12 protein-coding genes and 3 tRNA genes are annotated in these 17,001 nt (G+C 58.4%); 11 read left to right on the top strand and 4 right to left on the bottom strand.

Features of this window, described 5'->3' with window-relative positions; translation table 11 throughout:
• The first annotated feature begins 17 nt into the window (after nucleotides 1-17).
• The 4 genes from ACH2EM_RS07280 (at nucleotide 18) to purB (ending at nucleotide 7,864) form a co-directional block, all read left to right on the top strand.
• Nucleotides 18-1,190, top strand: a complete 1,173-nt coding sequence (locus ACH2EM_RS07280) for a phosphoribosylaminoimidazolecarboxamide formyltransferase (protein WP_395151473.1) — start codon at nucleotides 18-20, stop codon at nucleotides 1,188-1,190.
• Between the two features lie 187 nt (nucleotides 1,191-1,377).
• Nucleotides 1,378-2,667: a phosphoribosylamine--glycine ligase gene (purD, locus tag ACH2EM_RS07275; RefSeq protein WP_395151472.1), complete on the top strand. Its 1,290-nt coding sequence runs from the start codon at nucleotides 1,378-1,380 to the stop codon at nucleotides 2,665-2,667.
• Between the two features lie 2 nt (nucleotides 2,668-2,669).
• Nucleotides 2,670-6,359 (top strand): phosphoribosylformylglycinamidine synthase, encoded by a 3,690-nt coding sequence (locus tag ACH2EM_RS07270; protein ID WP_395151471.1) that lies wholly within the window; start codon nucleotides 2,670-2,672, stop codon nucleotides 6,357-6,359.
• 71 nt (nucleotides 6,360-6,430) lie between these two features.
• Nucleotides 6,431-7,864, top strand: a complete 1,434-nt coding sequence (gene purB / locus ACH2EM_RS07265; protein ID WP_395151470.1) for an adenylosuccinate lyase — start codon at nucleotides 6,431-6,433, stop codon at nucleotides 7,862-7,864.
• A 148-nt stretch (nucleotides 7,865-8,012) separates the two neighbouring features.
• Here purB and ACH2EM_RS07260 read toward each other — a convergent pair whose 3' ends face one another.
• Nucleotides 8,013-8,594 (bottom strand): TetR/AcrR family transcriptional regulator, encoded by a 582-nt coding sequence (locus tag ACH2EM_RS07260; RefSeq protein WP_395151469.1) that lies wholly within the window; start codon nucleotides 8,592-8,594, stop codon nucleotides 8,013-8,015.
• 196 nt (nucleotides 8,595-8,790) lie between these two features.
• Here ACH2EM_RS07260 and ACH2EM_RS07255 point away from each other — a divergent pair, with 196 nt between their 5' ends.
• Nucleotides 8,791-9,498, top strand: a complete 708-nt coding sequence (locus ACH2EM_RS07255; protein WP_395151468.1) for an ABC transporter ATP-binding protein — start codon at nucleotides 8,791-8,793, stop codon at nucleotides 9,496-9,498.
• A gap of 3 nt (nucleotides 9,499-9,501) precedes the next feature.
• Complete coding sequence (locus tag ACH2EM_RS07250) at nucleotides 9,502-13,203, top strand: FtsX-like permease family protein (RefSeq protein ID WP_395151467.1); 3,702 nt, start codon at nucleotides 9,502-9,504, stop codon at nucleotides 13,201-13,203.
• A gap of 103 nt (nucleotides 13,204-13,306) precedes the next feature.
• Here the strand turns inward: ACH2EM_RS07250 and ACH2EM_RS07245 are convergent, their stop codons facing one another.
• The gene (locus tag ACH2EM_RS07245; protein WP_395151466.1) at nucleotides 13,307-13,963 is read right to left on the bottom strand and encodes an HD domain-containing protein; all 657 of its coding nucleotides are present in this window, start codon (nucleotides 13,961-13,963) and stop codon (nucleotides 13,307-13,309) included.
• Between the two features lie 216 nt (nucleotides 13,964-14,179).
• On the opposite strand from ACH2EM_RS07245, the gene ACH2EM_RS07240 reads away from it, so the two are divergent.
• Nucleotides 14,180-14,641: a spore coat protein gene (locus ACH2EM_RS07240; protein WP_395151465.1), complete on the top strand. Its 462-nt coding sequence runs from the start codon at nucleotides 14,180-14,182 to the stop codon at nucleotides 14,639-14,641.
• Nucleotides 14,642-14,742: 101 nt separating this feature from the next.
• On the opposite strand, the gene trxB is transcribed toward ACH2EM_RS07240, so the two are convergent.
• Both trxB and ACH2EM_RS07230 read right to left on the bottom strand, forming a co-directional pair.
• The gene (trxB, locus tag ACH2EM_RS07235; RefSeq protein ID WP_395151464.1) at nucleotides 14,743-15,672 is read right to left on the bottom strand and encodes a thioredoxin-disulfide reductase; all 930 of its coding nucleotides are present in this window, start codon (nucleotides 15,670-15,672) and stop codon (nucleotides 14,743-14,745) included.
• A gap of 2 nt (nucleotides 15,673-15,674) precedes the next feature.
• Nucleotides 15,675-15,995 (bottom strand): thioredoxin family protein, encoded by a 321-nt coding sequence (locus ACH2EM_RS07230; protein ID WP_395151463.1) that lies wholly within the window; start codon nucleotides 15,993-15,995, stop codon nucleotides 15,675-15,677.
• 211 nt (nucleotides 15,996-16,206) lie between these two features.
• On the opposite strand from ACH2EM_RS07230, the gene ACH2EM_RS07225 reads away from it, so the two are divergent.
• From ACH2EM_RS07225 to ACH2EM_RS07210, 4 genes are all read left to right on the top strand, one after another.
• On the top strand, nucleotides 16,207-16,539 hold the full coding sequence (locus tag ACH2EM_RS07225; RefSeq protein WP_395151462.1) for a DUF1622 domain-containing protein: 333 nt from the start codon (nucleotides 16,207-16,209) through the stop codon (nucleotides 16,537-16,539).
• 165 nt (nucleotides 16,540-16,704) lie between these two features.
• Nucleotides 16,705-16,780 (top strand) — tRNA-Pro (locus tag ACH2EM_RS07220).
• A 9-nt stretch (nucleotides 16,781-16,789) separates the two neighbouring features.
• Nucleotides 16,790-16,865, top strand: a tRNA-Gly gene (locus ACH2EM_RS07215).
• A gap of 10 nt (nucleotides 16,866-16,875) precedes the next feature.
• Nucleotides 16,876-16,951: transfer RNA gene (locus tag ACH2EM_RS07210), tRNA-Val, on the top strand.
• Nucleotides 16,952-17,001: the final 50 nt, after the last annotated feature.

Raw genomic sequence — 17,001 nt, 5'->3', positions numbered from 1 at the left:
GGTAAGGAGGCCCAACCATGAAGGAACTGGAACTGAAATACGGCTGCAACCCCAACCAGACCCCCGCCCGCATCTTTGTGAAGGAGGGGCAGCTGCCGGTGACAGTGCTCAACGGCCGCCCCGGCTACATCAACTTTTTGGATGCCCTCAACGCCTGGCAGCTGGTGCGTGAACTGAAGGCCGCCACCGGCCTGCCTGCGGCGGCTTCTTTTAAGCATGTATCCCCGGCAGGTGCCGCCCTGGGTCTGCCTTTGGACGACACCCTCAAAAAGATGTATTTTTGCGAAGGGATGGAGCTGAGCCCGCTGGCCTGCGCCTACGCCCGTGCCCGTGGTGCGGATCGGATGAGCAGCTTTGGCGACTGGATTGCCCTTTCGGATGTGTGCGACGAGAGCACCGCCCGCATCATTCAGCCGGAGGTGAGCGACGGCATCATCGCCCCCGGCTACACCCCCGAAGCACTGGAGATTCTCAAGGCAAAGCGCAAGGGAGGCTACAACATTGTGCAGATTGACCCGGACTACCAGCCGGAACCGGTGGAGCGCAAGCAGGTGTTCGGCATTGTGTTTGAGCAGGGCCGCAACCAGCTGAACATCAACGAGTCCATGCTGGAACATCTGGTAACCGAGAATAAAACCCTCACTCCCGAGCAGAAGCGGGATTTGCTGCTCTGCCTGATTACCCTCAAATACACCCAGTCCAACAGCGTGTGCTATGCCCAGGATGGCCAGATTATCGGCGTGGGTGCCGGCCAGCAGAGCCGGATTCACTGCACCCGCCTGGCCGGCAACAAGGCGGACATCTGGCAGCTGCGCCACCATCCCAAGGTGCTGAACCTGCCCTTCCGCCCCGATGTGGCCCGCCCCAACCGGGACAACGCCATTGATGTGTACATCAGCGAGGAATACGAGGATGTGATTGGCGATGATGTGTGGGCCGAGACCTTCACCCAGCAGCCCCAGCCCCTTACCGCCCAGGAAAAGCGGGAGTGGCTGGCCGGTGTGCAGGGGGTAGTGCTGGGCAGCGATGCCTTCTTCCCCTTTGGCGACAACATCCAGCGGGCCCACCGCAGCGGCGTGTGTGCCATTGTGCAGCCCGGCGGCTCCATCCGTGACCAGCAAGTGATTGATACCTGCAACCGGTACGGCATTGCCATGGCCTTCTGCGGCATCCGGCTGTTCCATCACTGATAAAAACCAGCGGCGGGGTTTTTGGCCCTGCAAAAGTTTGGTATAATGATAAAAGCGCAGCCAAACAATCCCCTCAAACAGGCAGGCTGCCCCGAACCGGCAGGGCAATGGGCCGGTTCTTGCATTGCGGCAGCCTCCTTTTTTCGGCCGTTCTGAGGGAATGTACCAGAACAAGGGAGTAACAACAATGAAAGTATTAGTGGTAGGCGGTGGCGGCCGTGAGCACGCCATTGTGCGCAAATTGAAAGAAAGCCCCCTTTGCACCGAGCTGTGGGCAGCTCCTGGCAATGGCGGTATTGCTCTGGATGCACCCTGTGCCCCCATTGCGGCCACCGACCTGGAAGGTCAGGTGGAGTTTGCCTGCAAGGAGGGCTTTGACTATGTGGTGGTGGCTCCGGACGACCCCCTGGCCATGGGACTGGTGGACCGTCTGGCCCAGGCAGGCATCCCTGCCTTTGGGCCAAACGCAGCGGCCGCCCGCATCGAGGCCAGCAAGGCGTTCAGCAAGGACCTGATGCACAAGTACGGCATCCCCACCGCCCGGTATCAGGTGTTCACCGAAAGTGCTCCTGCACTGGAGTACATCCGCAGCCAGGGCCGCTACCCAGTGGTGATTAAGGCGGACGGGCTGGCTCTGGGCAAGGGCGTACTCATCTGCAACAGCGAGGAGGAAGCCCGGCAGGCATTGCACCAGATGCTGGAGGACAAGGTGTTTGGTGCCTCTGGCAGCCAGGTGGTGGTGGAGGAATTCCTCACCGGCCCGGAGGTGAGCGTGCTTGCCTTCGCCGACGGCAAAACCCTGAAACCCATGGTCTCCAGCATGGACCACAAGCGTGCTCTGGACGGAGATCAGGGCCTGAACACCGGCGGCATGGGCACCATTGCGCCCAACCCCTACTACACCCAGGAAATTGCCGACCAGTGCATGGAAACTATCTTTATGCCCACCCTGCGGGCTATGGAAGTAGAGGGCTGCCCCTTCCGGGGCTGCCTGTACTTTGGGCTGATGCTCACGCCCAGCGGCCCCAAGGTCATTGAATACAACTGCCGTTTTGGCGACCCCGAAACCCAGGTGGTGCTGCCCCTGCTGGAAGGGGATCTTTTGGAAATTATGCTGGCCTGCACCAATGGCACTTTGGACCAGGTGCCGGTGCACTTTCGCCCCCAGCACGCCGCCTGTGTCATCCTGGCCAGCGGCGGCTATCCCCAAAGCTATGGTAAGGGCAAGGTGATTACCGGGCTCCAGCAGGGCCAGCTGCCCGGCACCGGTGCATCCGTCTACCATGCAGGCACCGCCCAGCAGGAGGGCCAGCTGGTAACCAGCGGCGGCCGTGTGCTGGGGGTAACTGCCACCGGCAACACCCTGGAACAGGCTGTAAAGGCGGCCTACCAGGCCAGCGAGGCCATTGCATTTGAAGGGATGCACAAACGCACCGACATTGGCCGCCGTGCCCTGGCGGCCTGCAAAGGAGAATGACCATGGTATACCGTATTTATGTGGAAAAAAAGCCTGGGTTTCAGCAAGAGGCAACCGCCCTGCTGGCCGAGCTGCGCACCCTGCTGGGCATGGAGCAGCTCACCGGCCTGCGGCTGCTGAACCGCTACGATGTGGAAGGGGTGTCCCAGCAGCTGTTTGATGCCTGCCGCACCACCGTATTCAGCGAACCCCCGGTGGACGATACCTATGACCACTGCCCCCAGGGTGCGGTGCGCTTTGCAGTGGAATACCTGCCCGGCCAGTTTGACCAGCGGGCTGCCAGTGCCCAGGAGTGCATCCAGCTCATCAGCCAGGGAGAGCGGCCCACCGTGCGCAGCGCCCGGGTCTACCTGCTGGAAGGCCAGCTGACCCAGGAGCAGGTGGCCCGCATCCAAAGCTATGTTATCAACCCGGTGGAAGCCCGGCTGGCCCAGCTGGACCGGAAGGAGACCCTCCACATGGACTACCCCGAACCCCAGCCGGTGGAGGTGCTGGAGGGCTTTCGGGAACTGGATGAGGAGAGCCTTGCCCAGCTGATTGCCTGCAAGGGCCTGGCCATGGATCTGGCAGACATTCGGTTCTGCCAGCAGTATTTTTGCACCGAGGAGCGGGACCCCACCATCACCGAACTGCGGATGATTGACACCTATTGGTCGGACCATTGCCGCCACACCACCTTTGGCACCATTCTGGACGAGGTGCAGATTCAGGATGTGCAGGTGCAGAAAGCCTTTGATCACTATCTGGCCATGCGCAAGGTGGTGTATGCAGACCGGGATAAAAAGAAGATGTGTCTTATGGACCTGGCCACCATCGGCGCCAAGTACCTTAAAAGCATCGGCAAGCTGAAAAATCTGGATGAATCCGAGGAAATCAACGCCTGCACCGTAAAAATCAAATGTGATGTGGACGGCCAACAGCAGGACTGGCTTTACCTGTTCAAAAACGAAACCCACAACCACCCCACCGAGATTGAGCCCTTTGGCGGTGCGGCCACCTGCATTGGCGGTGCCATCCGGGACCCCCTGAGCGGCCGAAGCTATGTGTACCAAGCCATGCGTGTAACCGGCGCTGCCGACCCCTTGACCCCTGTGAGCCAGACCCTGCCCGGCAAGCTGCCCCAGCGCAAGCTGGTAACCACGGCGGCGGCAGGCTACTCCAGCTATGGCAACCAGATTGGCCTGGCCACCGGCCAGGTGGACGAGCTGTATCACCCTGGCTATGTGGCCAAGCGGATGGAAATCGGCGCTGTGGTGGGTGCTGCCCCTGCCGCCAATGTGCGGAGGGAAACACCCCTGCCCGGCGATGTGGTGGTGCTGCTGGGCGGTGCCACCGGCCGTGACGGCTGCGGCGGCGCCACCGGTTCCTCCAAGGCCCACAAGGTGGAAAGCCTGGAAACCTGCGGCGCAGAGGTGCAAAAGGGCAACGCACCGGTGGAGCGCAAGCTCCAGCGGTTGTTCCGCCGCCCCGAAGCCGCCCGGCTCATTAAACGATGCAATGACTTTGGGGCGGGCGGCGTATCCGTTGCCATTGGCGAGCTGGCCGATGGACTGGCCATCGACCTGGACCGGGTGCCTAAAAAATATGAGGGTCTGGACGGCACCGAGCTGGCCATCAGCGAAAGCCAGGAGCGGATGGCGGTGGTGCTGGCTCCCCAGGATGTGGAGCAGTTCTTCCAGCTGGCCTGGGAAGAAAATCTGGAAGCAGCCGTGGTGGCCCATGTAACCCAGGAGCCTCGCCTTACCATGACCTGGCGGGGGGATACCATTGTGGATGTGAGCCGGGAATTTTTGAATTCCAACGGTGCCGAAAAGCACACCAAGGTGCTGGTGTACGACTGCCAGGACTACAATGTAAGCTGGGCAGGCGACACCTGGGCCCAGCGGATGCAGGCACTGGTCACCGACCTGAATGTGTGCGGCAAAAAGGGCCTGGCCGAGCGGTTTGACTCCACCATTGGTGCGGCCACCGTGCTCATGCCCTTTGGCGGCCGCTGTCAGCTGACCCCTGCACAGGCCATGGCAGCCAAGCTGCCGGTGGAGGGCGAAACCGATACCTGCAGCGGCATGGCCTGGGGCTTTAACCCCTATCTTATGGAAAAAAAGCAGTACAGCGGTGCTTACTTGGCAGTGGTGGAAAGTGTGGCCAAACTGGTGGCCAGCGGCTTTTGCTTTGAGGACGCCTACCTGACCTTCCAGGAATATTTTGAGCGGCTGGGCACCGACCCCCAGCGCTGGGGCAAGCCCTTTGCGGCCCTGCTGGGTGCTCTCATGGCACAGACCGACCTGGGCATTGGGGCCATTGGCGGTAAGGACAGTATGTCCGGCAGTTTTGAACAGCTGGATGTGCCCCCCACGCTGGTGAGCTTTGCCACTGCCATCGGCAGTGCCAAGCGAGTGGTGAGCCCGGAATTCAAGCAGGCAGGCAGCAAGGTAATCTGGCTCAAGCCGGACTACACCGACCTGCGGCCCACCGCCGCCAGCCTGAAACAGGTGTTCCGCAAGGTGCAGGAGCTGATGGACCAGGGGCTGGTACGGGCCGCCTGGACCCCCGGCTATGGCTGTGCTGCGGAGGGTTTGTTCAAGATGACCCTGGGCAACCGGCTGGGCCTGCGTCTGGACAGCCAGGTGAACCCCGAAAGCCTGTTCCGGCCTGCCTACGGCAGCTTTTTGCTGGAGGTGGATGAAACCGTGCAGGAAGGGGAGCTGCTGGGCTATGTATCCCAGGAGTATACGCTGGAAATGGGCGGCGAGCGGCTGGAACTGGCCGATTTACAGCAGGCCTGGGAGGGCAAGCTGGAGCCGGTGTTCCCCTACCGCAAGCAAGGCCCCACCGTGGAGCCTATCCGTTTTGAATGCACCCAGCGCAAGGCCCCTGCGGTGGGCATTGCCAAGCCCCGGGTGATTATTCCGGTGTTCCCCGGCACCAACTGCGAGTACGATACGGCAAGGGCCTTTGCCCGTGCCGGTGCCGACCCCCGGATTCTGGTTATCAACAACCTGACCCCTGCCTCCATTGCAGAAAGCTGCAAGGCGCTGGAGCAGGCCATTGAGGAGAGCCAGATTGTGATGCTGCCCGGTGGCTTCTCCGGCGGCGACGAGCCGGACGGCAGCGCAAAGTTCATTGCGGCATTCCTGCGCAACCCCGCCGTAACCGACGCCGTGCATCGCTTGCTGCACCAGCGGGATGGCCTGATGCTGGGCATCTGCAACGGCTTCCAGGCGCTCATTAAGCTGGGTCTTGTGCCCTACGGCGAGATTCGTCCCATCACCCCGGACTGTCCCACCCTTACCTTCAATACGGTGGGCCGCCACCAGAGTATGTTGGTGGACACGCGCATTGCCTCCAACCTGAGCCCCTGGCTGTCCCGCTGCCAGGTGGACGAGGTGCACACCATTGCCATCAGCCATGGCGAAGGCCGTTTTGTGGCCAGTCCCCAGCTGGCAGCCCAGCTGATTGCAGCCGGTCAGGTGGCTACCCAGTATGTGGACCACGAGGGCAACCCCACCATGGACCTTTGCTGCAACCCCAACGGCAGCCTGCTGGCCATTGAGGGCATCACCAGCCCGGATGGCCGTGTGCTGGGCAAGATGGGCCACACCGAGCGCAGCGGCCAGAACCTTTACAAGAATGTACCCGGCAACAAATACCAGCCCCTGTTTGAAGGCGGCGTGGATTACTTTAAACTGTAATGCAACCCGGCGGCAGGGCAGCCAAGCGCTGCCGCCGGCAACTCAAACCTCTAGAAAGGTGGATTCTTTCCATGTCTCACGATAAATACATCTCTCCCTTTGAAACCCGCTATGCCTCCAAGGAAATGCAGTATATCTTTTCGGAGGATAACAAGTTCCGCACCTGGCGGCGTTTGTGGATTGCCCTGGCCAAGGCCGAGCAGGCGGCAGGTCTGGCCATTACCGATGCACAGATTGCTCAGTTGGAGGCCCATAAAGATGACATCAACTACGAGGATGCCATCCGCCGGGAGAAGGAGTGTCGTCACGATGTCATGAGTCATGTGTACGCCTACGGTCTGCAATGCCCCGATGCAAAGGGCATCATCCACCTGGGTGCAACCAGCTGCTATGTGGGCGACAACACCGATGTGCTGGTAATGAAGGAGGGCCTTGCCCTGGTACAGAAAAAGCTGGTGGGTGTGCTGGGTCTGCTGGCCCAGTTTGCCCAGCAGTACAAGGAGATGCCCTGCCTGGCCTACACCCACCTGCAGCCCGCCCAGCTTACCACCGTGGGCAAGCGTGCCACCCTGTGGATGAACGAGCTGTACATGGACTACCAGGAAATTACCGCCCGGATGGAGGGTCTGGCTCTGCTGGGCAGCAAGGGAACCACCGGTACCCAGGCCAGCTTTGTGGAGCTGTTTGAGGGGGACAGTGCCCGCATTAAGGCGGTGGAGGCTTCCATTGCAGCGGAGATGGGCTTTAGCAAGGTGGTGCCTGTTTCCGGCCAGACTTACAGCCGCAAGGTGGATTTCCAGGTGCTGAGTGCTCTCAGCGGCCTGGCCCAGAGTGCCATGAAGATGTGCACCGATTTGCGGATTCTGGCAAACTTCAAGGAGATGGAGGAACCCTTTGAAAAGCAGCAGATTGGTTCCTCTGCCATGCCCTACAAGCGCAACCCCATGCGCAGCGAGCGTGTATGCGCCCTGGCCCGCTACCTGATGGTGGATGTGCTGAACCCCGCCTTCACCGCTGGCACCCAGTGGTTTGAGCGCACTCTGGACGATTCCGCAAACAAGCGCATTGCAGTGGCCGAAGCCTTTTTGGCGGCGGATGCCATCCTGAACATCCTGCTGAATGTCTGCGACGGTCTGGTGGTATACCCCAAGGTAATTCGCAGCCGTGTAATGGCAGAACTGCCTTTCATGGCTTCGGAAAACATCATGATGAGCGCCGTTAAGAAGGGCGGCGACCGTCAGGAGCTGCACGAAAAGCTGCGCCTGCACGCCCTGGCCGCTGCTGCCCAGGTAAAGGAGGAAGGCAACCCCAACGACCTGCTCCAGCGTGTGGCCGCCGACGAGAGCTTTGGCCTGAGCCTGGAGGAACTGGAACAGGTGCTGGTGCCGGAGCTGTTTACCGGCCGCAGTGCCCAGCAGGTGGATGAGTTCCTGGAGGAGGTTATCATCCCCGTACTGAAAGCCCACCCGGAGTACGCCGGCCAGCACGCAGAACTGAGCGTGTAATCCACAGCCATGAAGCGAGGTTTTCCACAGGAACACCCTCTGTTTGTGGAAAACCCAGCCTCTTTTAAAAAGAAACGAAAAAGCCGCCCGGCCCTGGGAAAATCCCCAGAAGCCGGGCGGCTTTATCCGTTTAATTGCCGCAGGCAGGCTACTGGCCTTCCGGAGTGCATTCCGGAATTTGGAAGCCTGCAAAGCAGCGGCAGATGAGCCGGGTGAGGGTATGCAGGTCCTCGGCAAAGCCGCCCCGCACCCACTCCTGAAGCAGGCAGCAGAACACCGAAGGAATGTAGCTGCGCAGATAGCGCACCGGTACCTCTAGCTGAAACTGGCGGCAGAGTTCATCCAAAGGAATCAGCTGGTCCAGTGCCTGCCCCAAAAAGGATTGCAGCAAGCCCAGCAGCCCATTGCGCTCCAGCAGCACCAGCACCTGACGGCGGGCTGTGATGTACTCCAGACTGCTGTATACAAACTGGTACATATCCGGGCTGGGTACGGCCACCCCTTTGGGAAACAGAGAACAAAAGCCCTCAAATAAATCCTGGCAGTAAAACAGCAAAACTTCCTCTTTGCTGGCAAAATTACGGTAAAAGGTCTGGCGTACCAGCTGGGCCTGCTGGCAGATTTGGGTAATGGTGATTTGTTCGTAGGGCTGCTGCTCCATCAGCTGCAAAAGCCCCTGGGCCAACAACCTTTTGGAGCGAAGAGATGTTTTAACCTGGGATTGGGGCATAACGCACACACCTCCATTAAAAATTTACGGCTATGCAACAAAAAACAGGTGTTTGTCTAACTTTTTAAGGCAGGGTTGTGTTCCTTAAAAGTTGTTGTTATAATATCACATTAGAAAAGATGTTACAAGTGTAACAGTAACAAATGTAACACACCGCCGGACTTCTTTGGCCCGGCATATATAAAGGAGCAAACCTATGAGCGAACATTTTGTGGAGTTTCGGGATGTGTGCAAGTATTACCAGATGGGTGAAAACCGCATTGCGGCTGCCAATCATATTAATTTTGCCATCGAAAAAGGGGAGTTCTGCATCATCGTGGGCCCCTCCGGCGCAGGCAAAACCACAGTGCTGAATATGCTGGGCGGCATGGACAGCTGCGACGAAGGCAAAATCTTTTTGGATGGGCAGGAAATCAGTGCCTACAACGCCCGCCAGCTTACCCAATACCGGCGGTATGATGTGGGCTTTGTGTTCCAGTTTTACAACCTGGTGCAAAACCTCACCGCGCTGGAAAATGTGGAGCTTGCCAACGAAATCAGTAAGGACCCCCTGCCTGCGGATAAAACCCTGGAGCTGGTGGGCCTGGGCCACCGTATCAACAACTTTCCGGCCCAGATGTCCGGCGGCGAGCAGCAGCGTGTTTCCATTGCCCGTGCCCTGGCCAAAAACCCCAAAATCCTGCTGTGCGACGAACCCACCGGCGCACTGGACTACAACACCGGCAAGCAGGTGCTCAAGCTATTGCAGGATACCTGCCGCAAAACCGGCCGCACGGTGATTGTAATTACCCACAACTCTGCCCTTACGGCCATGGCCGACCGGGTAATTCACATCCGCAACGGTCAGGTAGCCGCCATGGAAGTAAACGAGAATCCGGTACCGGTGGAAAGGATTGAGTGGTAAGGCATGAAAAGCTATCGCAAAAGTATCTGGCGCACCGTGCGCCAAAGCGCAAGCCGGTTTATGGCCATCTTTGCCATTGTGGCATTGGGCGTTGGCTTTTTGGCGGGCTTGCTTTCCGCCACTCCGGATATGCGCTATTCTGCGGACCGTTTTTTTGACGAAACCCATCTGTTTGACCTGCGCATTGTGGGAACCATGGGCCTGACCGATGAGGACATTCAGGCGGTGCAGGCCCTGGACCAGGTGGAGGAAGTTATGCCGGCCTACACCGCCGAAGCCCTGGTTCAAACACACGGCGGCGATGTGCTGGTAGCCCGCATTCAAAGCATTCCCACCCAGCGCATGGAGGAAAAGGAGCCGGAACAATACATCAACCGGCTGACGGTGCTGGAAGGCCGCCTGCCGGTAAAAGCCGATGAATGCGTGCTGGACCGGGGCAGCAGCCTTTACAGCAACCCGGTGGAGGTGGGGGACACCATCATCTTCCCCGACCCGGACCAGGGAGGCAGCAGCTTCCACTCCACCGAAATGAAGGTGGTGGGCATTGTGCAGAGCAGTGCCTACTTTGCCATGGAGCGGGATAGTGCCACCGTGGGGGATGGAACCCTGGATTTGGTGCTCTACACCGGGGAGGAAAACTTTGACCTGCCGGTGTGGACGGATTTGTTTGTGCGCATTAAGGATGCCCAAAGCTACAACAGCATGGAGCAAGCCTACCAGGACCTGGTGGAGGATATTGCCCAGCAGGTGGAGGACATTGGAGATGAACGGGCGCCCATCCGTTTTGCGCAGGTAAAGGAAGAGGCGCAGACCCAGCTGGCCGATGCCCGCAAGGAGTACGAGGACGCAAAGAAGGAAGCGGACGAAAAGCTGGAGGATGCCCAGCAGCAGCTGGAGGATGGCCGCCAGCAGCTGGAGGATGGCAAAAAAGAGCTGGAGCAGGCGGAAAGCAAGCTGGAAAGCGGCCAGAAAGAACTGGACCGCCAGAAAGAGCAGCTGCCCCAAACCCTTACCGATGCCCAAAATAAGGTAAGCCAGGGCGAAGCACAGCTGATTGAGGCCCGCTCCCAGTATGAGGCAGGGGTAAAAGAGGTGGAGGCCCAGCAGGAGGCCCTGGACGAAGGCCGTCAGCAGCTGGAGCAGGCCAAGCAGCTGGTGCAGGTGCTGGAGCCTGTACTGCAAGCAGCCGAACAGACGCTGCCCCGCCTGGAGCAGACTGCCCAGACCCAGGAAGAAACGGCCCTGGCAGCAGAGGAGACGGCCCAGTCTATGGAGGAGCTGGCCCAGCAGGCCCAGCAAACGGCCCAGCAGGAGCGGCAGAACTCCCAGCTGCCCCAGTTGCAGGAGCAGTACAACCAGGCGCAGGCCGCCATCGATGCCGCCCGGGGCGAAAAGACCGAGGAGGAATGGGCCCAGTCCGACCCGGCGGCCCCTGCGCTGATTGCAGCCCGTGACGCTGCCAAGGCAGCGGTGCAAGCGGAGGAAAGCCGCCTTAACCAGCTGGATGCCCAGGCAGTAGCTGCCCAGTCTGCCGCCGAGACCAGCCGCCGGTCAGCCAATCAGGCCCGGCAGCAGGCGGACGCTGCCCAGGAGCAGGTTCAGCAGACCAAGCTGCAAATTGAACAAACCCGCCAGCAGCTGGACCAGGCCAAGGCCCAGATTGCAGAAAACGAGCCCAAGCTGGAAGAAGGCCAAAAACAGCTGGACCAGGCCAAGGCGCAGCTGGAGGAAGCCCGCAAGCAGATTGTAGAAGGCGAAAAACAGCTTGCCGAAGGTAAAACCCAGCTTTCCCTGGCGCCGGAGCTGGCAAAACTCCAGCTGGATTTGGCCCAGCAAAAACTGGAGGATGGCCAGCAGCAGCTGACCCAGGGCCAGCAGGAGCTGGCGGATGCAGAACAGGAACTGCAAAAGGGCGAGCAGGAGTATGCCACCCAAAAGGAGGATGCTCTGGCCCAGTTGGAGGACGCCCGCCAGCAGCTGGAGGACGCCCAAAAGCAGATTGATGAAATGAAGGAACCGGAATGGTATGTACTCACCCGGGACCAGAATGTGAGCGTTGCCTCCCTGAAAGCCAATGTGGAAAAGGTGGAGGCGGTGGCCGGCGTGTTCCCCACCTTCTTTTTTGCAGTGGCGGCGCTGGTGGCTTTAACCACCATGACCCGCATGGTGGAGGAGGAACGCCTGCAAATTGGCACCATGGCAGCATTGGGTTACAGCCGCCCGGCCATTGCGGCCAAGTATGTGGCTTATGCCATGAGCGCAACCCTGGCTGGCTGTGTGGTAGGTTTGCTGGTGGGCCTGAATTTGTTCCCCAGCGTTATCTGGAATGCTTATTCCAGTATGTACTATCTGCCAAAGATGTACTGTTTGTTTAATCCTGTTGTGTCGGCCATTGCGGCAGGCGCAGCCATTGCGTGCACCCTGTTTGCCACCCTCAGTGCCTGCTGGGGCAGCTTGATGGAGGTGCCGGCAGCCCTCATGCTGCCCAAAGCCCCCAAGGCAGGCAAGCGCATTCTGCTGGAGCGGATTACTCCGGTATGGAAACGGATGAAGTTTACCCACAAGGTAACAGCCCGCAACCTGTTCCGCTACAAAAAGCGGTTCTTTATGACGGTAATCGGCATTGCAGGCTGTACCGGTCTGCTGGTGTCTGGCTTTGGCCTGCACGACTCCATCAGCGACATTGTGTACACCCAGTACGGCAGTATTTTCAGCTACGATGGCATCATCGGTGTATCCGACCCAGAGGATGTGGAGGATGCAGCGGTACAGCAGGTTCTTACTGACGGCAGCCTGGTGCAGGACTGGATGGCAGTGAGCCAGCAAAAAGGCACGGTGGATTTGGGTGACGGAAAGGAACTTTCCGCCTATCTGTTTGTGCCGGAGAATGAGGGCCAGATGAGCCGCTTTGTAACCCTGCGGGAGCGCACCACCGGCAACAAGGTGGATTTCTCGCTGGATGGGGTGGTCATTACCGAAAAGTTCAGCGAACGGGCGGGGCTTTCGGTGGGTGATACCCTCACCATCCAAGACCGGGACGGCAACGAAGGCAGTTTCCGGGTGGATGGCATTGCGGAAAACTACCTGGAAAACTATGTTTACCTCAGTGCCGATACCTACGAAAGCCAGTTTGGTCACGCCCCTGAGTTTACCACCCTTTTGGTGCATCTGCCCCAGGGTGAGGAGCGCAGCCAGCAGGAAATCCGGGAGGATTTAGCCAGCCGCCTGCTGGAACTGGACGGCGTGTCCGGCGTGAGCTTTGTGGAGGATGTGAAGGTAAGCTTTGTGTCCATGCTGGAAAAAATTGATGTGATTGTGGTGGTGCTCATTGTGTGTGCAGGTTTGCTGGCCTTTGTGGTGCTGTACAACCTCACCAACATCAACATCAGCGAGCGCACCAAGGAAATTGCCACCATTAAGGTGCTGGGCTTTTTTGACAACGAGGTTTCCGCCTATGTCTACCGTGAATCCCTGGTGCTGTCGGTGATTGGCACCCTGGCAGGCTTGCTGCTGGGCATTGTGCTGCATCAGTTTATCATCCACTCGGTGGAGGTGGATGAGGTCATGTTTGGCCGGGCGGTTAAGGCCATGAGCTATGTGTACAGTGCACTGCTCACCCTGCTGTTCAGCTTTTTGGTGAACCTGGTGATGCACCACAAGCTGAAGAACATCGATATGGTGGAAAGCATGAAGGCACCGGAATAACCGGCGGCTGCCACCTGCTCCTCAACCCATAAAAAACAGCATCCCCCTGCCTGGCAGCAGCTGCCGGGCAGGGGGATGCCTTTGTATGTGAGGAAAAGGGAAGTTACAGCACCGACTGGCCGTTGATGACCAGGCGGAAGGTCAGGTTCAGTTTGGCGGCGGCCTTGCGGCAGAGCACCATTCGTTCCATAAAAATTTCAAAGTAATCCAGCACCGGGGAAATGCTGGTGTCAATGGTCAAATCCAGCAGCAGGGCACCGTCCTCGGTGAGGGTGGTGCAGGCTTTTTCCACCGCATAGTTTACCCGGTCGTGGATGTCGAACTGGCTGGGGTCCTTGGTGCGCACACGGCTGCGGCGCACATCGGTTTTGTCGGCCAGAATCAGGGCGGCGGCCACCGGGTTTACCGGGTAGGCAGTGTGCTCATCGTGGTTGCCGATGGCGGAGCAAATGGTGGCGATTTCGTCCGCCTCCATACCCAGATTGTCCAGAATACGGAAGGCCATAATAGCACCGGACTGGGCGTGATCGATGCGGTTGATTACATTGCCAATGTCGTGCATATACCCTGCAATCCAGGCCAGCTGGCAGGTGCGCTGGGGGTAATGGAGGGTGGTGAGGATTTTTTCCGCAAAATGGGCCACACGGCACACATGGGCGGTGCTGTGTTCGGTAAAGCCCATGGCGCCCAGGGTTTCGTCTGCCCGGCGGATATAGGTCAAAATCTGCTTATTGTCTTTAATGGTATGGGGGGTAATCATGGCGTTCTCCTTCCATGCTGGTTACTGGCTCTTGTTCTTTACGAAATTTATTATACCGTAACATCCCCGCCGGAAAAAGCATAAAACTGTTAAGCCTTTGTAAGAAGTTGGCTGAATGGCAAAGGGTATATTAAAAGAATGCCGGGGGGATACTATCTCTGCCAGGCCATCGATTCACGGCCTACGGCAAATCCATGCCCGAAGGAGGATACCGCTATGACCCTGACCAAAAAAGAGCAGAGTCTGCTCAAGGACCTGCAAAACGAGGAAAAACTCTGCGCCGAGAAATATCAGAAGGCAGCGGAGGCCGCCTGTGACCCCAAGCTCCGCCAGATTTTTACCGAGCTGGAACAGGCAGAACGCAATCACTACGATACTGTAACCCAGATGCTCAGCGGCACCGTCCCTGCCATGAAACCCCAGTCCGAAAAAAAGGCAAAGCCCCAGCAGCCGGAGGATTTGAAGTCCCAGGCCAGCCGTGCCGAGAAAAAGAGTGACGGCTATCTGCTCAGCGACCTGCTTTCCACCGAAAAATTCGTATCCGGCGTGTACAACACTGCCGTGTTTGAATTTTCTGATCCCCAGGCCCGCCAGACCCTGGCCGCCATCCAGCAGCAGGAACAGCAGCACGGCAAGCGCATTTCCGAGTATATGCAGGCAAACGGCCTGTACTGCTAATCCCCTGCAAACCTTTACAGGGCAGCTTTACGCAAAGGAACACCCGGATGAACCCTTGGTTCATCCGGGTGTTCCTTGTTTTAAAACCGTTTTTAATAGGATTAGTGGCTTTCCAGTGCCAGGTATTCTTCCACAAACTTGCTGGCCACAGCGCCGTCTGCCACGGCGGTAACCACCTGACGCAGGGGTTTGGTGCGCACATCACCAATGGCGAACACGCCCGGCAGGCTGGTGCGGGTGGTTTCGTCCGCAAGGATGTAGCCCTGGGCATCCAGTTCCAGCTGGTCTTTCACCAGCCAGGTGTTGGGTACCCGGCCAATGGCCACAAACAGACCGTCCACCTCCAGCAGGCTTTCCTCACCGGTCTGGGTGTCCTTCAGGCGCAGGCCGGTGAGCTTTTGGTCCTGCTCCAGTGCGGTAATCTGCTTGTTGAACACAAACTCAATGTTGTTGGCCCGCTGCAAGGGCTCCAGATAGCTGCGGGTGGCACTAAGCTGGTCCCGCCGGTGCACAAGGTACACCTTGCTGCACAGTTTGGACAGGGTGAGGGCGTCCTCGGCAGCAGAGTTGCCGCCACCTGCCACCGCTACCGTTTTGCCCCGGTAAAAGCCGCCGTCGCAGGTGGCGCAGTAGGCCACGCCCCGGCCGCGAAGCTGGGCTTCCTGCTCCAGCCCCAGCATACGGGGGTCCGCACCGGTGGCCAGAATCACGGTTTTGGCCCGCACGGGGCCCTCGGTAGTTTCCAGCAGCTTTTCGGGGCCTTCCAGCTGCACGGCAGTTACCTGGGCGTACAGGGTCTGGCTGCCGTGCTTTTCTGCCTGCTGCTGCATGGTCATGGCCAGCTCAAAGCCGTCCACACTTTCCACAAAGCCGGGGTAGTTTTCGATGGCAGTGGTGGTGGCCATCTGGCCGCCTGCGCTGAGCATCTCCACCACCAGGGTGGAAAAACCGGCCCGCACGCAGTACAGTGCGGCAGAGTAGCCTGCCGGGCCGCCGCCAATGATGACCGTGTCCCAGAGTTTCTGTTCCATGGTTACACCTCCTGGTTGGCCAGCCAGCTTTTAATCTGGGCAGCGGTGCCGGGGGCTACCAGAGCCGGGCCGGGTACGCCGTTGCGGAACAAAAGCAGGGTGGGAATGGTGTCGATGTGGTAGCGTTCGGCCAAAGCGGGCTCCTGGTCAATATCAATGGTGCCGATGTCAGGCATACCGGCCTCGTCCTTCATCCGGTCCAGCACCGGGGCCAGGCGGCGGCAGTAGCCGCACCAGGGAGCGGTGAACTCCACCAGAACAGGATTGGCGGCTTGAATAACCTGCTCCTCAAAGGAAGCGGTGGTGAGCGTAAACATTGCCATAATGGGTTCCTCCTCGTTGCTGCCCGGCAAAGGAATATAACGCCGGGGGAATTTGAAACAGTATTTGCTTGCTATGGTTACAATATACCAAAAGGGGTGGGTATGTCTGTAACAAAGTCATGGAAGTGGCCAGCCAGGCAAAACTGCTGTTGCCAGGGAAAACTTTTGTGTTACAATATAAATACTTTATATAAAAAGGAGGCGGTCTGGCTTGGAGTTGCTGCATACGATGCTGGAAACCATTGTGGAAGCGGCTATCCTGCTGTTTGAGTTTATGGGGGTGGCGGTAATCATTGCTGCCGGTGTACGGGGTATCTACAATTATCTGCGGCGAGACGCCCTTACACGGCTGCGGCTGGCAAAGGGCATGGCGATGGGCCTGGAATTTAAGCTGGGCAGCGAAATTCTGCGTACCGTGGTGGTGCGGGAGCTGAGCGAAATTCTGATTGTGGCGGCCATCATTGCGTTGCGGGCAGCCCTTACATTTTTGATTCATTGGGAAATCAAAAATGAGGAAGCAGGGGCAGAAATCAGCCAGGAATAGCCCAAACACTGATGAATTTTAAAATTTGCACCTCTAAAAAATGGCTTTGCAAAGCCAAAAATCAGGGGTTCAAAAACTTTTTTTGAAATTTTTTTAAAAAACCTGTTGACAGTTGGCCAAAAATCAAGTATACTAAACAAGCACCAACGACAGGGGCCCTAACGACGGGGTGTAGCGCAGCTGGTAGCGCGCCTGCTTTGGGAGCAGGATGCCGTGGGTTCGAATCCCGCCACTCCGACCAATTTAATACGCGGCTTTAGCTCATCTGGTAGAGCGCCACCTTGCCAAGGTGGAGGTAGCGAGTTCGATCCTCGTAAGCCGCTCCATTTTTTGCTTGGAAGTTTAGCTCAGCTGGGAGAGCATCTGCCTTACAAGCAGAGGGTCACAGGTTCGAGCCCTGTAACTTCCACCAAAAAACGCCTCTGTAGCTCAGTTGGTAGAGCAGGGGACTGAAAATCCCCG

This window comes from uncultured Allofournierella sp. (genome assembly GCA_944382705.1).
GTDB lineage: Bacteria > Bacillota > Clostridia > Oscillospirales > Ruminococcaceae > Allofournierella.
Note: the sequence above shows the minus strand (reverse complement) of the source record. Positions and strands in the feature narration are given on the sequence as shown.

Excerpts from the sequence above, each read along its gene's own strand:
- ACH2EM_RS07280 (WP_395151473.1), top strand. The coding sequence starts at position 18 with ATGAAGGAACTGGAACTGAAATACGGCTGCAACCCCAACCAGACCCCC.
- purD (WP_395151472.1), top strand. The coding sequence starts at position 1,378 with ATGAAAGTATTAGTGGTAGGCGGTGGCGGCCGTGAGCACGCCATTGTG.
- ACH2EM_RS07270 (WP_395151471.1), top strand. The coding sequence starts at position 2,670 with ATGGTATACCGTATTTATGTGGAAAAAAAGCCTGGGTTTCAGCAAGAG.
- purB (WP_395151470.1), top strand. The coding sequence starts at position 6,431 with ATGTCTCACGATAAATACATCTCTCCCTTTGAAACCCGCTATGCCTCC.
- ACH2EM_RS07260 (WP_395151469.1), bottom strand. The coding sequence starts at position 8,594 with ATGCCCCAATCCCAGGTTAAAACATCTCTTCGCTCCAAAAGGTTGTTG.
- ACH2EM_RS07255 (WP_395151468.1), top strand. The coding sequence starts at position 8,791 with ATGAGCGAACATTTTGTGGAGTTTCGGGATGTGTGCAAGTATTACCAG.
- ACH2EM_RS07250 (WP_395151467.1), top strand. The coding sequence starts at position 9,502 with ATGAAAAGCTATCGCAAAAGTATCTGGCGCACCGTGCGCCAAAGCGCA.
- ACH2EM_RS07245 (WP_395151466.1), bottom strand. The coding sequence starts at position 13,963 with ATGATTACCCCCCATACCATTAAAGACAATAAGCAGATTTTGACCTAT.
- ACH2EM_RS07240 (WP_395151465.1), top strand. The coding sequence starts at position 14,180 with ATGACCCTGACCAAAAAAGAGCAGAGTCTGCTCAAGGACCTGCAAAAC.
- trxB (WP_395151464.1), bottom strand. The coding sequence starts at position 15,672 with ATGGAACAGAAACTCTGGGACACGGTCATCATTGGCGGCGGCCCGGCA.
- ACH2EM_RS07230 (WP_395151463.1), bottom strand. The coding sequence starts at position 15,995 with ATGGCAATGTTTACGCTCACCACCGCTTCCTTTGAGGAGCAGGTTATT.